The organism is Nocardioides sp. NPDC101246, assembly GCF_044767415.1.
Classification (GTDB): Bacteria; Actinomycetota; Actinomycetes; order Propionibacteriales; family Nocardioidaceae; genus Nocardioides.
This window is the reverse complement of sequence record NZ_JBIWNX010000009.1, coordinates 173,528-196,573: the sequence shown is the minus strand read 5'-3', so window position 1 is coordinate 196,573 and position 23,046 is coordinate 173,528. Positions and strand designations below refer to the sequence as shown.

At 70.9% G+C, this 23,046-nt stretch carries 16 protein-coding genes; 13 read left to right on the top strand and 3 right to left on the bottom strand.

Translation table 11 applies throughout. From position 1 onward, the window contains the following. The first annotated feature begins 4 nt into the window (after positions 1–4). Genes ACIRON_RS18320 through ACIRON_RS18310 form a run of 3 tightly spaced genes read left to right on the top strand, consistent with a single transcriptional unit; the run spans position 5 to position 2,218 of the window. Complete coding sequence (locus ACIRON_RS18320) at positions 5–208, top strand: ferredoxin (RefSeq protein ID WP_091046710.1); 204 nt, start codon at positions 5–7, stop codon at positions 206–208. Beyond that, positions 172–1,413, top strand: coding sequence for an NAD(P)/FAD-dependent oxidoreductase (locus ACIRON_RS18315; RefSeq protein ID WP_402994095.1), 1,242 nt, complete (start codon positions 172–174; stop codon positions 1,411–1,413). The genes ACIRON_RS18320 and ACIRON_RS18315 overlap by 37 nt, the downstream gene beginning before the upstream one ends. Beyond that, entirely contained in the window at positions 1,400–2,218 is an 819-nt protein-coding gene (locus ACIRON_RS18310; RefSeq protein ID WP_402994093.1) for an SDR family oxidoreductase, read from the top strand. Before ACIRON_RS18315 ends, ACIRON_RS18310 begins: the two co-directional genes overlap by 14 nt. A gap of 2 nt (positions 2,219–2,220) precedes the next feature. Here ACIRON_RS18310 and ACIRON_RS18305 read toward each other — a convergent pair whose 3' ends face one another. After that, positions 2,221–3,174: a LacI family DNA-binding transcriptional regulator gene (locus ACIRON_RS18305; protein WP_402994091.1), complete on the bottom strand. Its 954-nt coding sequence runs from the start codon at positions 3,172–3,174 to the stop codon at positions 2,221–2,223. 105 nt (positions 3,175–3,279) lie between these two features. Between ACIRON_RS18305 and ACIRON_RS18300 the strand changes: the two genes are divergently transcribed. The 6 genes from ACIRON_RS18300 to ACIRON_RS18275 all read left to right on the top strand — a co-directional run bounded on the left by ACIRON_RS18300 (position 3,280) and on the right by ACIRON_RS18275 (position 13,634). Then, on the top strand, positions 3,280–5,766 hold the full coding sequence (locus ACIRON_RS18300; protein ID WP_402994089.1) for a glycoside hydrolase family 2 TIM barrel-domain containing protein: 2,487 nt from the start codon (positions 3,280–3,282) through the stop codon (positions 5,764–5,766). 37 nt (positions 5,767–5,803) lie between these two features. Further along, positions 5,804–7,078 (top strand): MFS transporter, encoded by a 1,275-nt coding sequence (locus ACIRON_RS18295; protein WP_402994088.1) that lies wholly within the window; start codon positions 5,804–5,806, stop codon positions 7,076–7,078. A gap of 5 nt (positions 7,079–7,083) precedes the next feature. Further along, the gene (locus tag ACIRON_RS18290) at positions 7,084–9,594 is read left to right on the top strand and encodes a glycoside hydrolase family 78 protein (RefSeq protein ID WP_402994086.1); all 2,511 of its coding nucleotides are present in this window, start codon (positions 7,084–7,086) and stop codon (positions 9,592–9,594) included. After that, positions 9,591–11,810: a beta-glucosidase gene (locus ACIRON_RS18285; protein WP_402994084.1), complete on the top strand. Its 2,220-nt coding sequence runs from the start codon at positions 9,591–9,593 to the stop codon at positions 11,808–11,810. Before ACIRON_RS18290 ends, ACIRON_RS18285 begins: the two co-directional genes overlap by 4 nt. A 5-nt stretch (positions 11,811–11,815) precedes the next feature. Then, positions 11,816–12,712 carry a glycoside hydrolase family 43 protein gene (locus ACIRON_RS18280; RefSeq protein ID WP_402994266.1) on the top strand — a complete coding sequence of 299 codons (897 nt, stop codon included), beginning with the start codon at positions 11,816–11,818 and terminating at the stop codon, positions 12,710–12,712. A gap of 79 nt (positions 12,713–12,791) precedes the next feature. Continuing rightward, on the top strand, positions 12,792–13,634 hold the full coding sequence (locus tag ACIRON_RS18275; RefSeq protein WP_402994082.1) for a hypothetical protein: 843 nt from the start codon (positions 12,792–12,794) through the stop codon (positions 13,632–13,634). A gap of 123 nt (positions 13,635–13,757) precedes the next feature. Here the strand turns inward: ACIRON_RS18275 and ACIRON_RS18270 are convergent, their stop codons facing one another. Further along, positions 13,758–15,518: an ABC transporter ATP-binding protein gene (locus tag ACIRON_RS18270; RefSeq protein ID WP_402994080.1), complete on the bottom strand. Its 1,761-nt coding sequence runs from the start codon at positions 15,516–15,518 to the stop codon at positions 13,758–13,760. Continuing rightward, entirely contained in the window at positions 15,515–17,116 is a 1,602-nt protein-coding gene (locus ACIRON_RS18265; protein WP_402994078.1) for an ABC transporter transmembrane domain-containing protein, read from the bottom strand. Before ACIRON_RS18265 ends, ACIRON_RS18270 begins: the two co-directional genes overlap by 4 nt. Positions 17,117–17,348: 232 nt before the next feature. On the opposite strand from ACIRON_RS18265, the gene ACIRON_RS18260 reads away from it, so the two are divergent. Genes ACIRON_RS18260 through ACIRON_RS18245 form a run of 4 tightly spaced genes read left to right on the top strand, consistent with a single transcriptional unit; the run spans position 17,349 to position 23,038 of the window. Further along, positions 17,349–18,809: an FAD-linked oxidase C-terminal domain-containing protein gene (locus ACIRON_RS18260; RefSeq protein ID WP_402994076.1), complete on the top strand. Its 1,461-nt coding sequence runs from the start codon at positions 17,349–17,351 to the stop codon at positions 18,807–18,809. Positions 18,810–18,850: 41 nt separating this feature from the next. Beyond that, a complete protein-coding gene (locus tag ACIRON_RS18255; protein ID WP_402994074.1) occupies positions 18,851–20,020 on the top strand; it encodes an FAD-binding oxidoreductase in 1,170 nt (389 codons plus the stop codon). A gap of 5 nt (positions 20,021–20,025) precedes the next feature. Then, positions 20,026–21,354 carry a (Fe-S)-binding protein gene (locus ACIRON_RS18250; RefSeq protein ID WP_402994072.1) on the top strand — a complete coding sequence of 443 codons (1,329 nt, stop codon included), beginning with the start codon at positions 20,026–20,028 and terminating at the stop codon, positions 21,352–21,354. Positions 21,355–21,397: 43 nt separating this feature from the next. Further along, entirely contained in the window at positions 21,398–23,038 is a 1,641-nt protein-coding gene (locus ACIRON_RS18245) for an L-lactate permease (RefSeq protein ID WP_402994070.1), read from the top strand. Positions 23,039–23,046 lie beyond the last annotated feature (8 nt).

The window sequence follows — 23,046 nt, the reverse complement described above, 5'->3', positions numbered from 1 at the left end:
TGTCATGACGTATCGCATCGAGTTCGACGAGCCGAAGTGTGTCGCGGCCGGCCAGTGCGTGATGGTCGCGCCGGACGTCTTCGACCAGCGCGACGAGGACGGGGTCGCGATCGTGCTGGACGAGACGCCGTCCGAGGACCTGCTCGACGAGGTGGAGGAGGCGGCAGCCGTGTGTCCGGCGGCCGCGCTGCGGGTGGTCCGCTCGTGACCTCGTCGGTGAGGCGGGTGGTGATCGTCGGTGCCTCCGCCGGCGGGCTGGCGACCGGCGAGGCGCTGCGTCGCGGTGGGTTCGACGGAACGATCACGCTCGTTGGAGACGAGCCGCACCTTCCCTATGACCGGCCGCCGCTCTCCAAGGAGATCCTGGCGGGGGAGTGGGACCGCGACCGGCTCCCGCTGCGGCCACCGGCCGACATCGAGGCGCTGGCGCTCGACCTCCGGCTCGGGGCCACGGCCACCGGCGTCGATCCGGTGCGTCGGTTGGTGGTGCTGGACTCCGGCGAGGAGATCGGGTTCGACGCCCTGGTCGCGGCGACCGGGGTGAGGCCCCGGCAGTTGCCGGGCGGCCAGGGGCATGTGCTCCGCACCCTCGAGGACGCCGTCGCGCTGCGGGACCGGCTGCGTCCCGGGAAGCGCCTGGCCGTCGTCGGCGCCGGGTTCCTCGGTGCCGAGGCGGCCGCGGTCGCGCGGAGGCTGGGGTGCGAGGTCACCATGGTCGAGCCCGCTCCGGTGCCGCTGGCCCATGCGGTGGGCACCGAGATCGGCACGATGTTGACACATGCCCACATCGATCACGGGGTGGATCTGCGTACGGGCATCGGGGTGAGCGCCGTGCACGACGGCGGCCTGATGCTGGCCGATGAGACCGAGGTCGAGGCCGACGAGGTCCTGGTCGCGATCGGGTCGGTGCCGAACACCGACTGGCTCGCGGCCGGCGGCCTCCCGGTCGACGACGGCCTGGTCTGCGACCGCTACTGCGAGGCCGCGCCAGGCGTCTACGGCGTCGGCGACGTCGCCCGCTGGCACAACGACCTGTTCGGTACGTCGATGCGCATCGAGCACCGCACCCATGCCGCCGAGCAGGGCCTGGCCGTGGCCCGCGCCATCCTCGACCCCGACCGGCGCCGTCCGTTCGCGCCCGTGCCGTACTTCTGGTCCGACCAGTACGACATGAGGATCCAGGCCTACGGCTATCTGCGCGGCCACGACGAGGTGCGGATCGTCGAGGGGAATCTCGACGAGCGTCGCTTCGTCGCGGCCTACCGCACCGGCGATCGGCTCGTCGGTGTGCTCGGGATCGGAACCACGCCGCGCACGCTGCGCGGCTGGCGCAAGAAGGTGGCCGACGCGGCGACCTGGGAGCAGGCGATGACGGACGTCATCGAGGAGGGAGTCAGCAGTGGCACACGATGAGGTGCTGGTCGTCACCGGCGCGGGCGGGATGGGGGAGGCAGTCGTACGCCGCATCGGCAGCGGCCGCGACGTACTCCTCGCCGACTACTCCCAGGAGGCCCTTGACCGCGTGGTCGCAGGCCTGCGGGACCAGGGGTACGCCGTCGAGGGCAGAGTCACCGACGTCTCCGACCGAGCGGCGCTGGACGAGCTCGCCCGAGCTGCCGCCGAGCGGGGACGGATCGCTGCTGTGGTGCACACGGCCGGCGTGTCCGCGGCCACCGCCGGGGTCGACCAGATGGTCGCCGTCGATCTGGTCGGTACCGCCCACGTGATCGACGCCTTCGAGCCGGTCGCCACCCCAGGCACGTCGCTGGTGTGCGTGGCGAGCATGGCCGGCCACTACGCCCAGCTGAGCGCGCAAGAGGAACGGCAGCTGGCGACCGCGCCCACCGACGAGCTCGCCACCCTTCCGTTCGTCCGGGCGCTCGCCGACGCCACCCGGGCCTACATCCTGGCCAAGCGGGCCAACCAGCTCCGCGTCCAGGCCGCCGCCCTGGCCTGGAACGGGCGGGGAGCACGGATCAACACCGTCAGCCCCGGCGTCATCTCCACCGCGATGGCCCGCGCCGAGGCCGTGTCGAGATCCGGCGGCCACATGCTCGGCATGCTGGACGCCTGCGGAATCGGCCGGATGGGCTCCACCGGCGAGCTCGCCGAGGCGGTCGCCTACCTGGCCGGCACCGGGTCGCGCTACGTCACCGGCACCGACCTGCTCATCGACGGTGGCCAAGCCGCCTGGATCCGCTGGCACATGGCGGACTAGGTTCAGGCGGTGCTGCCCGGCACGATGGTGAACTCCGGCGGCGCGGGGGTGTTCTCGGGGTCGCGGAGCCCGAGAACGGCGAGCACGTGCGCCGTCGAGGAGCGCGCGGTCGCCGCACGGTCGTAGGAGATCGTGGTCAGGGGCGGCACCGTGACCTGGCCGAGCGGCGTGTGGTCCATGCCGATGAGCGCCAGGTCCTCGGGCACCCGCCAGCCCCGCAGCGTCGCTGCCGACAGAAGTGCTGTGGCGACGTCGTCGTTGTAGCAGGCGACGGCGAACCCGGGGGAGCCGAGTTCGTCGAGTGCTGCCGCCGCCTCGTCGATGTCTATACCGATCCGAAGTACGGTCGGGTCGGGCAGGCCCGCCTCGCGGCACCGGTCGCGTACGCCGCGCTCGCGGGCGGTGCCGAACGGGTCCTGTCGGGCGTCATGGAGGTGGGCGAAGGCCAACCGCGTGTGGCCGCGGTCGATGAGCGTGCGTGCCTGGAGGGAGCCGATCGCCTCGTTGTAGTCGGCGTGCCCCTGGGTCGACGGGTCGACCGTGGCGACGCCACGCTCCGTCAGCAGCTCGCGCTCGGCGCTGGTGAACGGGGTCAGCGCGTGCACGGCTGCCGGCCTCAACGTGCTGACGAGCCGGTCCAAGGACGACGTCGTCGGCGTGGCCAGCCGCAGCACCAGGGTGAGGCCGTGCTCGGCGAGCTCCTCGGTCATCCCTTCGAACAGGTCCTGGAGGTTGTCACCGAAGGTCGTGTTGGGGATGAGCGCGATGACGACGTCGCTGGATCCCCGGGCCAGGGTCCGGGCCGCAAGGGACGGTTGGTAGCCGAGGTCGACGGCTGCCTGGCGTACGCGTTGCTTGGTCTCCTCGGAGAAGCGCGCGTCGCGCCCGTTGAGGATCTGGCTCACCGTGGCGCGGGACACCCCGGCGCGCTCGGCGACATCCGCACTCTTGATCACCTGAAGCATCTTAGTAGGTGACACGCGTCACCTGCAGGTGTTGACGCGCGTTACCTCGCCTGCGTACGTTAGTAACGCGCGTCACCAACACCCATGGAGAACCCGATGATCGAGCACGACGATGTGCGCACCGCAGCGACCGGTCGCACCGACTTCAACCGAGGCTGGTCCTACCGGACCCGGACCACGGCCTTCCAGGAGCTCGGCGGTGGTTCCGGCGCCGAATGGGTCGACGTCCCCCTGCCCCACGACGCGCTTGTCACCGAGGAGCGCCGCGCAGATGTGCCGCGCGGGGACACGACGGCCTACTTCCCAGGAGGCGCGTTCGAGTACCGCACGACGTACACAGCTCCCTCAGACCTCGCCGGCAAGCGGGTCAGCCTCGAGTTCGACGGTGTCTACCGTGACGCCCAGGTCTTCGTCGGGGGCGCGTTGGCGGGGCAGCACGCGAACGGCTACGCGCCGTTCGAGGTGCGGATCGACCCCTTCCTGGAGTGGGGCGCGGACAACGAGATCCGCCTCGAGTGCCGGGCTCACCTCGACAGCCGGTGGTACTCCGGCGCGGGCATCCACCGCGACGTCCGGCTCGTCGTCAAGGAGCAGAGCCACATCGCCTACCGCGGCGTACGGATCACCACACCGGACGTCGACGACGACCTGGCCACGGTCGAGGTCGAGGTCACGGTCGTGAACGACGGTCCGGTCACCAAGACCCTCACCCTCGACGTACGCATCGATGCCCCCGACGGGACTCCGGTCGCCGCGGGATCGTCCCCGGTCACACTCCTGCCGAACGAGTCGGCCACCGTCCGACAGCGTCGCTACGTCCAGGAGCCACGACGATGGAGCGTCGATGATCCCCACCTCTACACCGCCCGCCTGACTCTCGTCGACGGCGAGGAGGTCCTTGACGCCGAGACCGAGCCCTTCGGCATCCGCACTCTTCGGCTCGACCCGGTGCGTGGCCTGCGGATCAACGACGAGTCGGTCACGCTCCGTGGAGCCTGCCTCCATCACGACAACGGCCCGCTGGGCGCTGCCGCGATCGGGCGCGCCGAGGAGCGCCGCGTCGAGCTGCTGAAGCAGGCCGGGTTCAACGCGATCCGCAGCGCGCACAACCCGATGAGCGAGGCGATGCTGGCTGCCTGCGACCGGCTGGGGATGCTCGTCATGGACGAGACCTTCGACATGTGGACACAGGGCAAGTCCGACGACGACTACGCGTTCGACTTCACCGGCTGGTGGGAGCGCGACGTCGAGGCGATGGTCCTGCGCGACCGCAACCATCCCAGCGTCATCCTCTACTCGATCGGCAACGAGATCCCCGAGACCGGCACCAGGTTCGGGGCCCGTCTCGGCCGCCGGATCGCCGAGAAGGTCCGTACGCTCGACCCGACCCGCTACGTCACCAACGGCATCAACGGCTTCGTCTCCGTGCTCGACGAGATCATCCCGGCGATGCGGGCCCGGCGGGAGGAGTCCGCTGCGGACGGGGGTGGCGTGAACGCGATGATGGCCGGTTTCGGGGCGATGATGGACCACGTCCAGACCTCCGAGATGGTCACCACGCGTACGGCCGAGTCCTACGACGTGCTGGACGTCGCCGGGATGAACTACGGCGAGGCCCGCTACGAGCCCGACCGGGAGACGTTCCCGGACCGGATCATCGTCGGCACCGAGACCTGGCCGACGGTCATCGACCGCAACTGGGCGCTGGTCAGCGAGCACCCCCACGTGCTCGGCGACTTCACCTGGACCGGGTGGGACTACCTCGGCGAGACCGGTATCGGGATCACCAAGTACGCGGACGACCCCGAGGCCGGCATCGCCTCCTTCTCGACCGGCTACCCGGGCCTGACGGCGTGGTGCGGCGACCTCGACATCACCGGCCACCGCCGGACCGTGTCCTACTACCGCGAGACCGTCTTCGGCCTGCGCGACGAGCCGTACCTCGCGGTCTTCCGGCCCGAGCACCACGGCAAGGAGATCGCCCTGGCGACTCCGTGGTCGTGGAGCGACACCGTGTCGAGCTGGTCCTGGCCGGACTTCGAGGGCAGCCCGATCCGGGTCGAGGTCTACAGCGACGCCGACGACGTCGAGCTCCTCCTCGACGGCGAGCCGGTCGGCCGGGAGAAGGTCGGCGAGAGCCGCGCGTTCCGGGCGGACTTCGAGCTCACCTATGCGGCCGGAGAACTAACCGCGATCGCCTACCGGAACGGCCAGGAGAGCGGACGTACGTCGCTGCGGAGCGCCGCGGCCGACGACCTGCGACTGACCCTGGTGGTCGAGCACGACCGGGTCGCGGCAGACACCGCCGACCTCGCGTACGTCCAGATCTCGCTCACCGACGCCGACGGGACCGTGCACACCGCTATGGACCGCGAGGTCACCGTGAGCGTCGCGGGCCCGGGGGTGCTGCAGGGTCTCGGAAGCGCCGCCCCGGTGACCGACGAGCCCTTCAGCGGGCCCACGCGCCGCACCTTCGACGGCCGCGCCCTCGCCGTCGTACGTCCCACCGCCCCCGGTGACATCACCATCTCGGTCTCGGCTCCCGGCTGCGACGACGTCTCCGCGACCGTCCACGCCGGCTGAACCATCCCCCCGCAGCTCCACCGACCAAGGAGTCCCCATGTCCGTACACCCACCGCCGACCCGAGCCACCGACGACCTGCCGCTGGTGAGCACGCGGTTCATCTGGACCTACCTCGTGGCCAGCTTCGGCGCGTTCCTCGCGTTCGTGACCCCGATCGCGATCTCGCTCGCGATCCGGGTCAAGCAGATCGCGCCGGACAACGAGGAGCAGCTCGGGTATGTCATCGGCACCGCCGCCGCGGTGACGGTGTTCGCGGGTCCGGTCATCGGGATGCTCAGCGACCGCACCCGGTCCCGTCTAGGCCGACGGCGCCCATGGATCCTCGGGGGAGCGATCCTCGGTCTCCTCGGGCTGCTCGTCCTGGCGGTCGCGCCGACGGTGCTGCTGCTCGGTGTCGGCTGGGTGATCGCGGCGCTGGGCTGGAACACGGTGCTGAACATCATGGTGACGGTCGCGGCCGACCGGCTTCCCGAGTCGCAGCGCGGCAAGGTGTCCGGGATCGCCGGTTTCATCACGATGGTCGCCCCGGTCGCGGGTGCGGTCGTCGGCGGCGCGCTGACCGGGAGCCCGCTGCTGATGTTCCTGGTGCCCGGTGTCCTCGGCGGTGCCCTCGTCATGGTCTTCGTGCTGCTCTTCCGCGACGAGGACAGCCGTGACCTGCCCATCTCCGAGCCACTGACGCTGTCCAGGATCCTGGCCAACTTCGTGTTCGACCCGCGCAGGCACCCGGACTTCGCCTGGAACTGGCTCGGGCGGCTGCTGTTCTACTTCGGCCTGACGCTCAACACGACGTTCACGGCGTACTTCCTGGCTGCGCGCAGCGGCCGCGGCGTCGAGGAAGTCAGCACGATCGTGGCGGTCAACGGTGGGCTCTCGGTCGTCGCGGTCATGATCGGTGCCCTCTCCAGCGGTGTCATCTCCGACCGGATCGGGCGTCGCAAGCCGTTCGTGCTCCTCGCCGGTGCGCTGTTCTCGTCGGGCGCCCTGATCATGGCGTTCGCACCCGGCCTCCCCGTCATCCTCGCCGGCTCCTTCGTCGCCACCCTCGGCCTCGGTCTCTTCTCCGCTGTCGACCAGGCCCTGCTGCTCGACGTGATGCCCGAGCGGGAGACCGATGCCGGGAGGTTCGTGGCGATCAACCAGTTCGCAACCTCGATCTCCCAGGCGGTGGCGCCGGTCCTGGCACCGCTCGTGCTGACCTTCGGCGTCGTCGCCGGTGGCGAGAAGAACTACACGCTGCTCTACATGGTCGCGGCCGTCTTCACGTTGCTCGCCGGGGCCGCCGTGATGCGCGTGAAGTCGGTACGGTGATGGCGATGACACCCGAACCCGCTCGGTTCATCAGCGCAGACGCCCCCGCCGACGGCGGCCCGGCGCTCTACTTCCGCACCGAGTTCGATCTCGGCGACGGCCTCCGCCAGGCGACCCTGGAGGTCACCGCGCTCGGCATCGTCGTGCCCTGGCTCAACGGCACCCGGGTCGGCGAGGAGGTGCTGGCACCCGGCTGGACGTCCTACAGCCACCGGGTCCACGTCAGCAGGTTCGAGGTGACCTCGCTGGTGCACGAGGGGGCCAACGCGTTCGGCGCCGTCGTGGGCGAGGGCTGGGCGGTGGGCCCGCTGACCTGGGAGATGCGCCGCAACAACTACGCCGACCGCCCAGCCCTCTGGGCGCGCCTCGTGCTGACCTACGCGGACGGGACGGAGCGCGTGATCGGCACCGACGAGTCGTTCCGGGTCGGTGAGGGTGGGGTGCGCAGCAACGGGATCTACGCGGGAGAGACGTTCGACGCGCGGCTCGAGCCGAACGGCTGGAGCTCGCCGGGGTTCGACGACTCGGGCTGGTCCGCCGCGCAGCCGGTCGACCGGGACCTCGGCATGTTGGAGGTCGGCGCCGCACCGCCGGTGCGTCGCATCGAGGAGATCGCGCCGGTGACGATCTCGACGGCGCCGTCCGGGGCGAGGATCGTCGACTTCGGCCAGGTGCTCTCCGGGTGGGTCAGGCTCCATGTCGAGGGGCCGGCCGGGCAGACCATCACCCTGAGCCACGCCGAGCTGCTCACCCCGAAGGGCGAGCTCGAGCGGGAGACGCTGCGCAACGCCGAGGCCGTCGATCGCTACACCCTGCGTGGTGGCGGACCGGAGACCTGGGAGCCGCAGCTCACCTTCCACGGGTTCCGCTACGTCCAGGTCGACGGCTGGCCCGGCGAGCTCACCGCCGACGCGCTGCGGGCGGTCGTCGTGCACTCCGAGATGCGGCGTACGGGATGGTTCGAGTGCTCCGACCCGCTGGTCGACAAGCTGCACGGCAACGTGGTGTGGTCGATGCGGGGCAACTTCGTCAGCGTGCCGACCGACTGTCCCCAGCGCGACGAGCGACTGGGCTGGACCGGCGACCTTAACGCCTTCGCGCCGACGGCGGCCTTCCTCTACGACGTACGCGGCGTGCTCGGGTCGTGGCTGCGTGACCTCGCTCTGGAGCAGGCCGCGAGCGGCACCGTGCCGTGGGTCGTGCCCGATGTGCTCCCGCAGAAGTCCTCCGCCGCCGCGTTGTGGAGCGATGTCGCGGTGAGCCTGCCGTGGACCCTGTTCGAGGAGTACGCCGACATGGAGATCCTCCGCTCGGCCTACCCGTCGATGACCGCGTTCATGACGGAGGTCGAGGGGAAGCTCGACGAGGCAGGGCTGTGGAGCGAGGGGTTCCAGTTCGGCGACTGGCTCGACCCCGACGCACCGCCCGACAACCCGGCCGGCGGCAAGACCGACCCCCACCTGGTCGCCTCCGCCTACCTGTGCCGCACCACCTCGCAGCTGGCCCGAACCGCTGCCCTTCTCGGACATCGTCAGGACGCCGAGCGGTATGCGGCCCTCGCGCAACGGGTCCGCGCCGCCTTCCGTGCCGAGTTCGTCACCGCGAACGGCCGGGTCACCGACGAGTCGGCCACGGCGTACGCCCTCGCGATCATGTTCGACATCCTGGACGAGCCTCAGCGGCGAAAGGCCGGCGCCAGGCTGGCGGCGATCGTCGCCGCGGCCGACCACCGGATCTCGACCGGTTTCGCAGGCACCCCGCTGGTGGCCGATGCGCTGTCGAGCACGGGACACCTCGACACCGCCTACTCGCTGCTGATGCAGACCGAGTGCCCGTCGTTCCTCTACCCGGTGACGATGGGCGCCACCACGATCTGGGAACGCTGGGACGCCGTGCTGCCCGACGGCACCCTGAACTCGACCGGGATGACCTCGCTCAACCACTACGCGCTGGGCGCGGTCGCCGACTGGATGCATCGGGTGGTCGGCGGGCTGGAGCGGCTCGAACCCGGCTGGCGGCGCATCCGCATCGCGCCACGTCCGGGCGGTGGGCTGACCTCGGCCCGGGTGCGTCACGAGACGGTGCTCGGGCCCGCCGAGGTGAGCTGGCGCGTCGAGGACGGCGTGGTGGTGCTCGAGGCGACGGTGCCCGAGGGCGCGACCGCTCTCGTCGAGCTGCCGCTGTACCCCGACGGACGGTCCGAGGAGGTTGGGCCCGGCGACCACGCCTGGCGCTACCCGGCGCCGGCGGGCTACGGCGAGGAGCCCGAGCTCTCCCTGGACACCCCGATGGGTGACCTCCAGAAGCGCCCGGAGATCTGGGCCGCCGTGCTCGAGGTGATGAGGACGCACGTCCCCGGCGTCCCGTTCGAGGCCGGCGCCTCCCACCTGGCCGAGATGACCCTGAACATGGCGCTGGAGCGCCTCCCCGCGGCCGGCGACGGCTTCGCGGACGACCTGCGCGCCGCCCTGGCCGGGGCAGCGCGCGCCGACGACGAGAGGACGGCCGACCGATGACCGTGGAGACACTCACGCTGGAGCAGAAGGCCGCGCTGCTGAGCGGCGGCGGCTTCTGGTCGACGGCGGCACTGCCGGAGGCCGGCGTAGACGAGGTCGTCCTCACCGACGGCCCGCACGGCGTACGCCGCCAGATCCAGGGCACCGACCACCTCGGCATCTACCACAGCGAGCCGGCGACCTGCTTCCCGCCGGCCGTAGCCATCGGGTCGAGCTGGGACCCGAGCGTCGCCGAACGGCTGGGGGCGGCACTCGCCGCCGAGGCCCGGGCGCTGGGGGTCGGCGTACTCCTGGGGCCGGGGGTGAACATCAAGCGGTCCCCACTGGGCGGTCGCAACTTCGAGTACCTCTCCGAGGACCCGCTGCTCTCCGGGGTGCTCGGCGCGGCCTACGTCCGGGCGCTCCAGGCCGGCGGCGTCGGAGCGTCCCTGAAGCACTTCGCGGCCAACGACCAGGAGACCGAGCGCATGCAGATCAGCGCGGACGTCGACGAGCGGCCGCTGCGCGAGATCCACCTCCCCGCCTTCGAACGGATCGTGACCGAGGCGAGCCCGGCGACGGTGATGTGCTCCTACAACCTCATCAACGGCGTACGCGCCTCCGAGGACCACCGGCTCCTGACCGGGATCCTGCGTGAGGGGTGGGGCTACCGCGGCGCGGTCGTCTCCGACTGGGGCGCTGTGCACGACGCGGTCGCGTCACTGGAGGCCGGTCTGGACCTCGCGATGCCGGGAACGGGGCCGGCGCACGCCGAGTCGGTCGTCGAGGCGGTGAGGTCCGGCAGGCTGGAGGAGTCCGTCGTCGACCGGGCCGCGGAGCGAGTGCTGGCGCTCGGGACGTACGCGGTGGAGACGGGCTCGGTGGGGTCCGGGATCGACGTCGAGGCTCATCACGCTCTCGCGCGCGAGTTGGCCACCGAGAGTGCGGTTCTGCTCCGGAACGAGGTCAAGGACGGGGCCGCGACGTTGCCGCTCTCGAACTCGTCGTCGATCGCCGTGATCGGGGCGTTCGCCTCCGAACCGCGCTATCAGGGCGGCGGCAGCTCGCGGGTGAACGCCACCCGGGTCGACATCCCGCTCGACGCGATCTGTGCCCACGCCGAAGCAGCGGGAGGCACTGTCACCTTCGAGCCCGGCTTCACGATCGAGGGTGCTGACGAGGCGTCGCACGCTGCCGCGGTCGCCACCGCGGCCACTGCCGACGTGGCCGTCGTGTTCGCCGGCATCCCCGAGTCTGCAGAGTCCGAAGGCTTCGACCGCGACTCGCTCGACCTTCCGCCAGAGCAGGTACGCCTGATCATCGACGTCGCCGCCTCCGCCCCGCGGACCGTCGTCGTCCTGTCCAACGGAGGCGTCGTCTCCCTCGAAGGTTGGCACGACGACGTCGACGCGATCCTCGAAGGATTCCTCCTCGGCCAAGGCGGGGGGCAGGCCATCGCGGATCTGCTCTTCGGCCTCGCGAACCCGTCGGGACGGCTCTCCGAGACGATCCCGCTCAGGCTTCAGGACACCCCGGCGTACCTCAACTTCCCCGGCGAGCAGGGGCACGTCCGCTACGGCGAGGGGGTGATGGTCGGCTACCGGCACTACACGAGCGTCGAGGCCCCGGTCCGCTACTCGTTCGGACACGGGCTGTCGTACACGACGTTCGGAGTCGACGATCTGACGGTCACCGTGACCGGACCCGACTCGGCGACCGCGTCGGTCACGGTGGCGAACACCGGCGACGTGGCAGGAAGGCACGTCGTGCAGTTGTACATCGCGACCGATGCCGGACCGGTCCGACGACCCGCACGGGAGCTGGCCGCCTTCAGCAAGATCGGCCTGGAAGCGGGGGAGTCCACCACGGTCACGCTCGACCTCGACCGACGATCCTTCGCCTACTGGGACATCGAGCTCGACCGCTGGACCGTGCCGGCGGGGGAGTATCGGGTCCAGGTCGGCGAGTCGTCGGCCGAGGTGTCGAGGGAGCAGACGATCACGCTCGAGGGTGATGCCGTCGAGGCTCAGATCTCACTGAGCTCCTCGGTCGCCGCCTGGCTCGCGCACCCCGTCGCCGGCCCACTTCTCGCCGAGCGGATGGAGGCATTCACCTCCGGAAAGGAGGAGCAGTTCGCGATGGTGCGGTCGATGCCGATGATCCAGATCCTCGCGTTCACCGGCGGCCGGATCGACGGCGACTGGCTCATGGGCCTCGCCCGCGGTGCGGACGCGTGACGGCGATGAGGCTGAGCGAGATCCAGATCCGTGACCCCTACCTCGTGCGTGATCCAGCGAGCGGCGACTGGTTGCTGTTCGGCAGCACCGACCCGAACATCTGGGAAGGCCCGGGCATCGGCTTCGACACCTATCGCAGCGCCGACCTGCAGGAGTGGTCCGGACCCCACCCGGCGTTCCGGCCGCCTGCGGACTTCTGGTCCGATGGTCAGTTCTGGGCACCCGAGGTGCACCGGAATCAGGAAGGTTGGTTCATGTTCGCCACGTTCACCGGACCGGACGGACGCCGAGGCACGCAGGTGCTGAACGCGGAAGCACCCGAGGGGCCCTATCGGCCGTGGAGCGACGGCCCGGTGACGCCGCGCGTATGGCAGTGCCTCGACGGAACCCTGTTCGTCGATGACGACGGCGACCCGTGGATCGTCTTCTGCCACGAGTGGATCCAGATCGGCGACGGGGCGGTCTACGCACAACGGATGTCCGCGGACCTCAAATGCGCCACCGGCACGCCCGTTCACCTCTTCGACGCATCCTCCGCCGCGTGGGCCGAGCCGATGCCCGGAGGGCCCGTTCCGGCGTACGTCACCGATGGTCCGTTCCTACATCGCCTCGCGGACGGTGGGCTGGTGATGCTCTGGTCGAGCATCGGCAGGCAGGGATACGCCATGGGCGTCGCCCGTTCGACGACCGGCCGGGTCACCGGCCCCTGGACACAGGAACCCGAACCGCTGTGGCCCGCCGACGGAGGCCACGGGATGATCGCGCGTCTCGACGAGGGTGAACTGGTCCTCACCCTCCACCAGCCCAACGACACCCCCAACGAGCGCACCGTCCTCCGTCGCCTCATCGAGACCAACGGCACCATCGCCATCGCGCCTGAAAGAGAAGACTGGCGAGCTTGATCGGGTCGGCATGCGCGCACCGATGCGGCGACCGAAGCGGCCGTCGCCGAGGACCTCGAGGGCGGGCAGGTGCAGGCCTGTGCTTGACCGTCAGCTCGACCGCGGATTGAATCGGCTTTACTTACATGAGCGCTTTGAAAGGGTCAATCGGGTGGCCAAGTTCAAGTCATGGCGAGTAGCGACGACGATCGTCGCGCTCTCCTTGTTCGCGACGGCATGCCAAGGGGGCGAGGGCGCCGCGGCCGGCAAGGGCGAGCCAACGAGCAGCCCGTCGAGTAGCCCGTCGGAGGAGGGATGCCTCTCCTGGTCGGTGCCCTGTTCTCGGGGACCGTCGGGGTCGCCCACCCCCGACGTATGGCCGGCGGTGTCCACGTTGTCCTACAAGTCCGCCACCGTCAGGCTGCCGGGCACGGGGTGGACGGCGGTGCCGGAGGGCGAGGACATGGCGGTGATGCCGGCAGGAGCCTTGGACGAAACGATCTCCAAGAGTGCCGCCCTCGTCTATGACGACAGCGATCCCGACCGTCGTAAGAGCAAGGCGACGGTCAGTCTGGAGATCCACAGCTACGACCCGCACGCCGAGGGCAATGATCTGGACGTCGACTACATGCGCCGTGAGGTGGTCAAGATCGCCTTGGACATCCGGGAGGGCGGGGGGCCGGTGACTCAGAAGCCGTCGATCACCAAGGACGGTGTGGTCTACGACGTCATCGCCTCGGGCCAGGAGTCGTCGTGGAAAGACGAGCGAGGCAAGATCGACACCTGGCGGTGGGAGTACGTCGGGGTTGTCATGCGCAAGGGCGGCAACGAGGCCGCCGGCATCAACACCGTTGTCGAGTGCCGGGGCGAGTTCTACACGGAGAAGAAGTGCGCGAAGCTGGCGAACGACGTGTTCGCGACGCTGCGAGTGAAGAAGCAGTGACGGCGGGGATCCGCCGGCACATTGCCTCGCCGCAGGAGTAGGGATCGAGGTAGTCCCAGACGTTTCAGCCCGTCCACCCAGCGGTAATGGGCTGGAACGTCTGGGACCATCTCGGCGGATGCCTCAGCGGCCGGCGTCGTAGGCGGTCCACATCTGGGCGTAGATGCCGTCGGCCTCCAACAGCTCCTCGTGCGTGCCGGTCTCGATGATCGCTCCGTCGGCCATGACGAGCACGCGGTCGGCGTGCTGCGCCTGCTGGAGGCGGTGGGCGATGACGAGCCCCGTGCGGCCGGCGAGGACGGCGGCTGCGGCGGACTCGAGGCGGGCGGCGCCGCGGCTGCCGGACTCGGCGGTGGCTTCGTCGAGGAGAAGTACGGCGGGGTCGGCGAGGGCGGCGCGGGCGAGCGCCACTTGCGCGACCTGCTCGGCGGTGAGCGCGTGGCCGAGCTCGCCGACGGAGGTGTGGATGCCCTCGGGCAGCGTCGCGACCCACTCGTCCGCGCCGACCAAGGTCAACGCCTTCGAGACGTCCTCGTCGGTGGCGTCGGCACGGCCGAGGCGTACGTCGTCGACGAGCGGTCCCGCGAAGACGTGCACCTCCTGCGAGACGAGCACGACCGGGCGGGGGTGCGTGCGGGCGTACCGCTCGATCGGGCTTCCGCCGACGGACACGGCGCCCTCGTCGGGGTCGGTCAGGCCCGCGAGGATCGTCGCGAGCGTCGACTTTCCGGCGCCGCTGGGGCCGACGAGCGCGATCTGCTCGCCAGGGGCGACCTCGATGGAGACCTCGTGGAGCACCTCGTGGTCGCCGTAGCGGTGGGTGACCCGGTGGCCCTCGATCGTGCCGGACGGCTTCTCGGCGACCGGAGGTACGGCTTCCAGGGACCGGCCGGCCTCGATGACGCCGATCATCCGCTGGAGGCTGGCGGCGGCGGACTGCATCTCGTCGAAGCTGAAGATGATCAGGCCGAGCGGGTTGAAGAGCCGGTGGAAGTAGAGCGCGGCGGCGGTCACCGCGCCCACGGTCGCCGCCTCGGTCGAGACCAGCACGAAGCCGGTGGCGATGATCGCGCCGAGCCCGACGGCCTCGGCGATGTTCATCCACTTGCCCCAGCCGGTGGCGAACCAGAGTACGTCGCGCGACAGCTTCCGCGCGCGGTCGGAGGCGGCGGTGATCGTGGCGACGTGGGCGTCCTCGGCGCCGTAGGCGTGCACGGTCTGGCGGCCGTCCAGGGACGACACGAGCGCCTCGGCGCGGTCGCCGAAAGCGGCGCGCTCGGCGCTGTAGCGCGGGGCGGCGCGGGGGAGGTACCAGCGCAGGGACAGTACGTAGACCGGGATCGAGGCCAGGCCGGCCAGCGCCAGCCAGGGGTTGAGCGCACCGAGGCCGGCGATCGTCAAGACGACGGTCAGGGCCGCGCCGACCCAGGGTGCCAGCAGGCTCGCGATGACCTCGCTGACGACGCCGACGTCGTCGCCGACACGGCTGGCGAGGTCGCCGCGCCCGGCCTCCTCGAGCTGTCCGGGTGGCAGCCGCAGCGCGGTGGAGACGACGTCCTCGCGCATCCGGGCGAGGACTCGCTGTCCGACCCGGGCGACGAGCGCGGCACTGACCGCGGTGAGCACGGCGCTGAGGGCACCGGCCCCGGCGACCCAGGCCGCGAGAGTGATGATCTCGCTCCTCTCGCCGCCGCTCAGGACCGCGTCGACCATGAGCCCGATCGCCCACGGGGCGACCAGGCCGGAGAGTGCGGCGGCCGCGGCCAGCACGATCGTCGTGGCAGTGAGCACCCGATGGGATCGGACGTAGTGCCGCAGGGCCTGGCGTACCTCGCCCGCGGTGGCCAGGGGCAGGCGTACGTGCTGCGGTTCGGTGGCGGTCATCCGAGGATCCTCGTGCGGTAGCTGTCGTGGCTCGCGAGCAGTTCGTGGTGGGTGCCGTCGATCGGCTCCTCGCCGGCGCGGAGGACGATCACGCGGTCGGTCCTCGCCAGCAGCACCGGGCTGCTGGTGACCACCACGGTCGTGCGCTCCGGCTGAGCGTCGCCGTGGCGCAGCTCTCGGATCCCGTCGGCGATCAGGTTCTCGGTCATCGAGTCGACCGCGGTCGTCGGCTCGACCAGCACGAGCACCTCGGGGTCGGTGTGCAGGGCCCGTGCGAGCGCGAGCCGCTGCCGCTGGCCGCCCGAGAGGGTCAGCCCGCGGTCGCGGAGACGTTCGTCGACGCCCGCGGGCTGGGCGTCGATGAACTCGCGGGCCCCGGCGGCGTCGACCGCGTCGCTCGGGTCGCTGGGGTCGACCTCGGTGTCCGCGCGGCCGAGGGCGAGGTTATCCGCGATGGATCCCGCGAAGAGGTCGGCCCGGTGCGGCTCGACGTGCATCCGGGTCCCGTTGGGGGAGCGCAGCGCCGCCGCGACCCGGTCCAGGTCGCCCGGCTCGGCGACGATCCCGACGAACTCACCGGGCTTGAGGTCGATCCGGCTGTCCTCCGAGGGCTGCTCGGCAGCGGGCGCCGGTGACTCGGCCAGCACCGCGCCCAGCCGGCCCGCGCTCGCCTTGGCCGAGGCGCCCACCTGCAGGTAGAGACCGATCGCCGTCAACGGCTCGGCGATGAACTGGGCGGCGCCGACGGCGGCCACGAACGCGCCGACGGTGATCGCCCCGTCGAGGGCGAGCAGGCCGGCGACGCCGACGGAGACGGCGAGGACGATCGTCCCGGCGAGCACGCTCGCACCCTGCTGCAGCGACTTCGCCATGCCGGCGCGGATTCCCGCGATCTCGGCCGCGTGGCTGACCGTCCGGTAGCGGGCGGTCGCGTTGTCTTGGGCTCCGAGGCCGTGCAGGACCCGCAGCCCTGCCATCAGGTCGGTCGCCAGCGCGGAGGCACCGGCCAGGCTCTCCTGCTGGTCTCCGACCCGACGTGAGATCAGCGGCGAGAGCGCGTTGAGCGCGAGGGTGACCACGACCGCGGTGGCGATCAGGATGGCGCCGAGCCGCAGGTCGATGCTCAGCAGTACGCCGCAGCTGACCGCGAGCGCCGCGCTCGCGCCGACGATCCCGGAGACCCAGATGATGCTGTCCGCCGACTGGTCGGCGTCGGAGGAGGCGATCACCAGCAGCTCGCCGTGCTTGCGCCGGCTAGCGCCAGGAGTCAGGACCTTCCTGGCGAGCTCGGCGCGCAGTGCGTGGCTCTCGTCGATCACCGCCCCCTGCGCGAGCCGCGCGAACCAGCGATAGCACATCGTGAGGACCGTGAAGAGCAGGGCGATCCCGGCCAGGCTGAGCGTCAGCATTGGCACGCTCCCGCTGACCACGGCCGCGTCGATGGCCAGACCGATGGCGACCGGCACGAGGGCCTCGCACGACTGGTGTCCGACGAGACACAGGGCCGAGCCGACGACCCGGGGCCGCTGTCTCCTGAGGATCTCGCGGCGCAGTGACTCCGGCTTCGTACTGCCGGGGACGGGGACGGACGTGACCATCGGGGCCTTTCTGGGGGAGGACGCGGGTCCAGGTTAGCCTCACCTAAGTAATGCGCGTGCCTCGGCGGCCATCAGGTCGAGCGCCGGGCGGCATGCCCGCCTCGAGCACGAGCGACGCGCGCAGAATTTTCGGTGACCTGAGTCACACGAATCCATTGCCCTTCGTGACCCTGTCCTCTAAAGTTCCAGGGGGTAGAAGATCGCTTCCACGATACGGAATATGGGGGCCGGTGTGGCACCACTGGAGACTCTGATCCGGCGGGCGCGGGCGCTCCTCCCCGACGAGGGCGTGATCACCGACCGCGCCCGGCTGCGGACGTACGAGTGCGACGGGCTGGCCCACTACCGGGTGACGCCGGCGCTGGTCGTGATCCCGGAGACCGCCGAGCAGCTGGCCGAGATCGTGCGGTGCTGCGCCGAGCAGCGGATCCCGTACGTCGCGCGCGGCTCCGGCACGGGGCTCTCCGGCGGCAGCCTGCCCCATGCCGAGGGCGTGCTGGTGGTCACCTCGCGGATGCGGGCGATCAAGGAGGTCCGGCGGGCGGACCAGCGTGCCGTCGTCGAGCCCGGGGTCATCAACCTCGACGTGACCCGCGCGGCGACGCCGGAGGGCTACTACTACGCGCCGGACCCCTCCAGCCAGCAGGTCTGCTCGATCGGCGGCAACGTCGCGGAGAACTCCGGCGGCGCCCACTGCCTCAAGTACGGCTTCACCACCAACCACGTGCTCGGCGCCGAGTTCGTCACCGCCGGCGGCGACCGCGTACGCCTCGGCGGGGACGCGCCCGACAGCCCCGGCTACGACCTGCTCGGCGCCGTCGTCGGCTCCGAGGGCACCCTCGGGATCGTCACCGAGGTGACGGTGCGGCTGGTCCGGCTGCCGGAGAAGGTGGTCACCCTGCTGGTGGGCTTCGACTCCACCGACCGCGCCGGTGCCGCGGTGTCTGCGATCATCGCGGCCGGCATCGTACCGGCGGCGATCGAGATGATGGACGCGCTCGCGATCGAGGCGGCCGAGGCCGCGGTGCACTGCGACTATCCCGAGGGTGCAGGCGCGGTGCTGGTCATCGAGCTGGACGGCCCGGCCACCGAGGTCGACGCGGAGTACGCCGACGTGGTCCGGTTCTGCGAGGAGACCGGCGCCTTCGAGATCCGCACTGCCAAGACCCCCGAGGAGCGGGTCCTCATCTGGAAGGGCCGCAAGTCCGCCTTCGCCGCCGTCGGCCGGATCAGCCCCGACTACATCGTCCAGGACGGGGTGATCCCGCGCACCGCCCTGCCCGAGGTGCTGCGCGCGATCGCAGAGCTCTCCGATCGCTCCGGCGTACGCGTCGCCAACGTCTTCCATGCCGGCGACGGCAACCTGCATCCGCTGGTGCTCTTCGACGACGCCGTCCCCGGGGCGGGGGAGGCCGCCGAGGAGGTCAGCCGCGGGATCCTCGACCTCTGCCTGCGGCACGGCGGCTCGATCACCGGCGAGCACGGGGTCGGTGCCGACAAGGCCGCCCACATGCCGAAGATGTACGCCCCCGACGACCTCGACACGATGCAGCTGGTCCGCTGCGCCTTCGACCCGGACCGGATCTCGAACCCGGGCAAGATCTTCCCCACCCCGCGGCTGTGCGGGGAGCGACCGGGTCGGCGGCAGGGAGCGCACCCGTTGCAGCAGGCCGGCGTGGCGGAGGTCTTCTGATGAGCGATTCCCCCGCTGGTCGAGCCGTGAGCGAAGCGAGCGTGTCGAGACCAACACGGTCCATCTCCGGGGTACGTCCCGGCCGCATCGAGCACCCGACGAGCACCGCCGAGGTCGCCGAGGTCATGCGCGCCGCGGCGGCCGCGGGGGAGACGGTCGTCCCGACCGGGGCGGGCACCAAGCTGGGCTGGGGAAACCCGCCCACCTCCGCCGACATCCTGCTCGACCTCTCCGCGCTCGACCAGGTCAGCGAGCACGCCTCCGGTGACCTGATCGCCACCGTGGGGGCGGGGACGCCGCTGGCCCGGCTGAAGGACCACGTCGCCGCCGCCGGCCAGCGCCTCGCGCTCGACGAGACGGTCGCCGGCGCGACCGTCGGCGGCACCCTGGCTACCAACACCAGCGGCCCGTTGCGGATGCTGGCCGGCACCATGCGCGACCTGCTCATCGGGGTGACGATGGTGCGCGCCGACGGGGTGGTCGCCAAGGCGGGCGGCAAGGTCGTCAAGAACGTCGCCGGCTACGACGTCGGCAAGCTCCTGGTCGGCTCGATGGGCACCCTCGCGGTGGTCACCGAGGCGACGTTCCGGCTCCACCCGGTCCCGCAGACCTCTCGCTGGGTCAGCCTCGACGCGCGCGACGCCGCGCACGCCGCCGAGCTCACCCAGGCGGTCCTGCACTCCCAGACGGTGCCCTCAGGTCTCGAGGTCGACGCCACCGCCGGCGGGGTGCGGGTCGATGTCCTGGTCGAGGGACGCCCGGAGGGCGTGGCGGGACGTACGGCCGTCCTGACCGACCTGCTCCCCGGCTCCGAGGTCAGCGAGCACGCACCTGACGGCTGGGGCCGATATCCATGGGACGACACCGAGACGCATCTCGGGATCAAGGTGACCTTCCGCCTCTCGGGCCTCGCCGACCTCATCGAGGCGGCCGGCGAGCACGGGCTGCGCGGCTCGGCCGGCGTCGGGGTGGCGTACGTCTCCGTCCCGGCCGAGCAGGAGATCACCGAGATCCAGACGACGCTCGCGAGGCTGCGCGAGGCCACCGCACGCCACGGCGGCAGCGCCGTCGTCCTCGACGCTCCCGGCGCGGTCAAGCAGCAGCTGGACCTGTGGGGACCGGTCCCGGCCCTGGACCTGATGCGCCGGGTCAAGGACGAGTTCGACCCCGATCACCGGCTCAGCCCGGGCCGCTTCGTAGGAGGGATCTAGCCGACATGGCAGACATCGACATCCGGCAGCTGGGTGCCTTCGACGAGCAGCACCCGCCCGACCAGCAGCTGCTCGACGACTGCGTGCACTGCGGCTTCTGTCTGCCGACCTGTCCGACCTACCTGCTGTGGGGCGAGGAGATGGATTCCCCGCGCGGGCGGCTCTACCTGATGAAGGAGGGCCTGGAGGGCGAGCCGATGTCGGACTCGATAGTGCAGCACTGGGACAACTGCCTGGGCTGCATGTCGTGCGTGACCGCCTGCCCCTCCGGTGTCCGCTACGACACCCTCATCGAGCAGACCCGCGCCCAGGTCGAGCGCAACCATCCGCGTACGCCCCAGGAGAAGGCGCTGCGGAGCCTGATCTTCGCGATCTTCCCGCACCCCAAGCGGCTCCGGGCGATGCGCGGTCCGCTCCGGCTGCTGCAGCGCACCGGCCTGGACCGGTGCCTGCGGCAGACCGGCCTGCTCGAGAGGATGGCGCCGCACCTGGCCGCGATGGAGCGGCTCACCCCGACCATCACCGAGGCGGCCCCGCTGCCCGAGCGAGTGCCCGCGGCGGGGGAGCGGCGTGCGGTGGTCGGCATGCTCACCGGCTGCGTCCAGGGGGCGTTCTTCCCGGGCGTCAACGCCGCCACCGCCCGGGTGCTCGCCGCCGAGGGCTGCGACGTCGTCATCCCGCCCGGCCAGGGCTGCTGCGGCGCGCTCTCGGTGCACAACGGCCGCGAGCAGGAGGCCCAGACCTACGCCCGCCGGATCATCGACGCCTTCGAGGACGCCGGTGTCGAGCACGTCGTCATCAACGCCGCCGGCTGCGGCTCGACGCTCAAGGACTACGCCCGGCTGCTCGCCGACGACCCGCTCTACGTCGCGAAGGCCGAGGAGTTCGAGGGCAAGGTCCGCGACATCGCCGAGATCCTCGACGAGCTCGGCCCGGTCGCCGAGCGTCACCCGCTCGACCTCACCATCGCCTATCACGACGCCTGCCACCTCGCCCACGCCCAAGGCGTACGCACCCAGCCGCGGGCCCTGCTGAAGGCAATCCCCGGCGTCGAGCTGCGCGAGATCGCCGAGGGCGAGATCTGCTGCGGCTCGGCCGGCATCTACAACATCCTCAACCCCGAGCCCGCCCGCGAGCTGGGCGAGCGCAAGGCGCGCAACATCGTCGCCACCGGCGCCGACGTGCTCGTCACCGCCAACCCGGGCTGCCTGCTCCAGGTCGCCTCCGCGATCACCGCGCAGGGGCACCAGCTCGGCATGGCCCATCTCGTCGAGGTGCTCGACGCCTCGATCAGCGGCTCCTCACCCGAGGGGCTGCGCCACCGCACCATCTGATCCACCCGACAGCTCAACAAACCCCCACACTCTCGGAGTCGCCATGTTTGAGCCAGTACCCGACCAGGTCGGCGGTTCGCTCGTCCTGAGCGCCCTGTGCGGCGCCCTACCGCTGATCACCATGTTCGTCCTTCTCGGCGGCCTCAAGATGAGGGCCTGGCTGGCCGGCCTCATCTCGCTGGGCGTCGCTCTGGTCGTCGCCGTCGCGCTCTTCGAGATGCCGGTCGACGACGCGCTCCTGTCCAGCGCCCAGGGTGCCCTGTTCTCGGGCTTCTTCCCGATCATGTGGATCGTCATCAACGCGGTCTTCGTCTACAACCTGACCGTGCACACCGGCCACTTCGACGTGCTGCGCCGGGCGTTCAGCAAGGTCAGCGACGACCAGCGGATCCAGGCCCTGATCATCGCTTTCTCCTTCGGGGCGCTGCTGGAGGCGCTGGCCGGGTTCGGTACGCCGGTCGCGATCACCGTCGTGATGCTGATGGCGATGGGCTTCAAGCCGGTCAAGGCGGCCGCGGTTGCCTTGATCGCCAACACCGCCCCGGTGGCGTACGGCGCGATGGCCTCTCCGATCAACGCGCTCTCGACCCAGACCGGCTTCGACGTCGACACGCTGGGTGCGATGGTGGGTCGCCAGACCCCGATCCTGGCGGTCGTGGTGCCGCTCATCCTGGTCTTCGTGGTCGACGGCAAGCGTGGACTCCGGCAGACCTGGATCCCGGCGCTGCTCTGCGGCGTCAGCTTCGGCATCGCGCAGTTCGTGGCCTCGAACTACATCTCCGTCCCGCTGGCCGACATCGTCGCCTCGCTCGTCTCGGCCGTGGTGATCGTGGGCCTGCTGCGGGTGTGGCAGCCGAGCGAGAAGATCCGTGCCGAGTCGCTGGTCGGCGCCGGCTCGGGCCCGGGTGCCGAGGAGCATGAGGTGCGCGACAGCAGCAGCGAGATATTCAAGGCCTTCCTGCCGTACGCGATCATCATCGTGATCTTCGTGATCGTCAGCATCCCCGCGATCAAGGACGCGCTGGCCCACCGGCCGTTCACCCTCTCCGGGACCGACTACACCCCGACGGTGGTCTTCCCGGGTCTCGGCGATGTCGCCGGCGCCCAGGGCGGCATCAAGTTCGACTGGTTCCCGGCCGCCGGCACGATGCTGCTGCTCTCGGGCATCATCACCGCGATCTGCCTGAGGATCCGGCCCGGCGCGGTCGCGGCGATCTACCGCGACACCTACCGGCAGCTCGCCACCGCCATCGTCACCGTGATGGCGGTCCTCGGCCTGGCGTACGTCATGAACTTCTCCGGGCAGACCGGCTCGATCGGCGCCTGGCTGGCGGGCGCAGGAAGCGCGTTCGCCATCCTCTCGCCGATCCTCGGCTGGCTCGGCGTGGCGGTGACCGGCTCCGACACCTCCTCCAACGCCCTCTTCGGTCTCCTCCAGGTGACCACCGCCAAGGAGGCCGGACTCGACCAGGTCCTGATGGCCGCCTCGAACTCGTCCGGCGGTGTGCTCGGCAAGATGGTCAGCCCGCAGAATCTCGCCATCGCCGCGGCGGCGGTGGGCATGGCCGGCAAGGAGGGCGAGATCTTCCGCAAGGTCTTCGGCTGGAGCATCGCCATGCTGGCCTTCATGTGCGTCCTGGTCGCCCTGCAGTCCACCCCGGTGCTCGGCTGGATGGTCCCCTGAGGACGGGG

What these genes read in the sequence shown, in the direction of transcription:
- ACIRON_RS18300 (WP_402994089.1), top strand. Translation starts at nt 3,280, where the DNA reads ATGATCGAGCACGACGATGTGCGCACCGCAGCGACCGGTCGCACCGAC.
- ACIRON_RS18280 (WP_402994266.1), top strand. Translation starts at nt 11,816, where the DNA reads ATGAGGCTGAGCGAGATCCAGATCCGTGACCCCTACCTCGTGCGTGAT.
- ACIRON_RS18285 (WP_402994084.1), top strand. Translation starts at nt 9,591, where the DNA reads ATGACCGTGGAGACACTCACGCTGGAGCAGAAGGCCGCGCTGCTGAGC.
- ACIRON_RS18290 (WP_402994086.1), top strand. Translation starts at nt 7,084, where the DNA reads ATGACACCCGAACCCGCTCGGTTCATCAGCGCAGACGCCCCCGCCGAC.
- ACIRON_RS18295 (WP_402994088.1), top strand. Translation starts at nt 5,804, where the DNA reads ATGTCCGTACACCCACCGCCGACCCGAGCCACCGACGACCTGCCGCTG.
- ACIRON_RS18320 (WP_091046710.1), top strand. Translation starts at nt 5, where the DNA reads ATGACGTATCGCATCGAGTTCGACGAGCCGAAGTGTGTCGCGGCCGGC.
- ACIRON_RS18265 (WP_402994078.1), bottom strand. Translation starts at nt 17,116, where the DNA reads ATGGTCACGTCCGTCCCCGTCCCCGGCAGTACGAAGCCGGAGTCACTG.
- ACIRON_RS18245 (WP_402994070.1), top strand. Translation starts at nt 21,398, where the DNA reads ATGTTTGAGCCAGTACCCGACCAGGTCGGCGGTTCGCTCGTCCTGAGC.
- ACIRON_RS18270 (WP_402994080.1), bottom strand. Translation starts at nt 15,518, where the DNA reads ATGACCGCCACCGAACCGCAGCACGTACGCCTGCCCCTGGCCACCGCG.
- ACIRON_RS18250 (WP_402994072.1), top strand. Translation starts at nt 20,026, where the DNA reads ATGGCAGACATCGACATCCGGCAGCTGGGTGCCTTCGACGAGCAGCAC.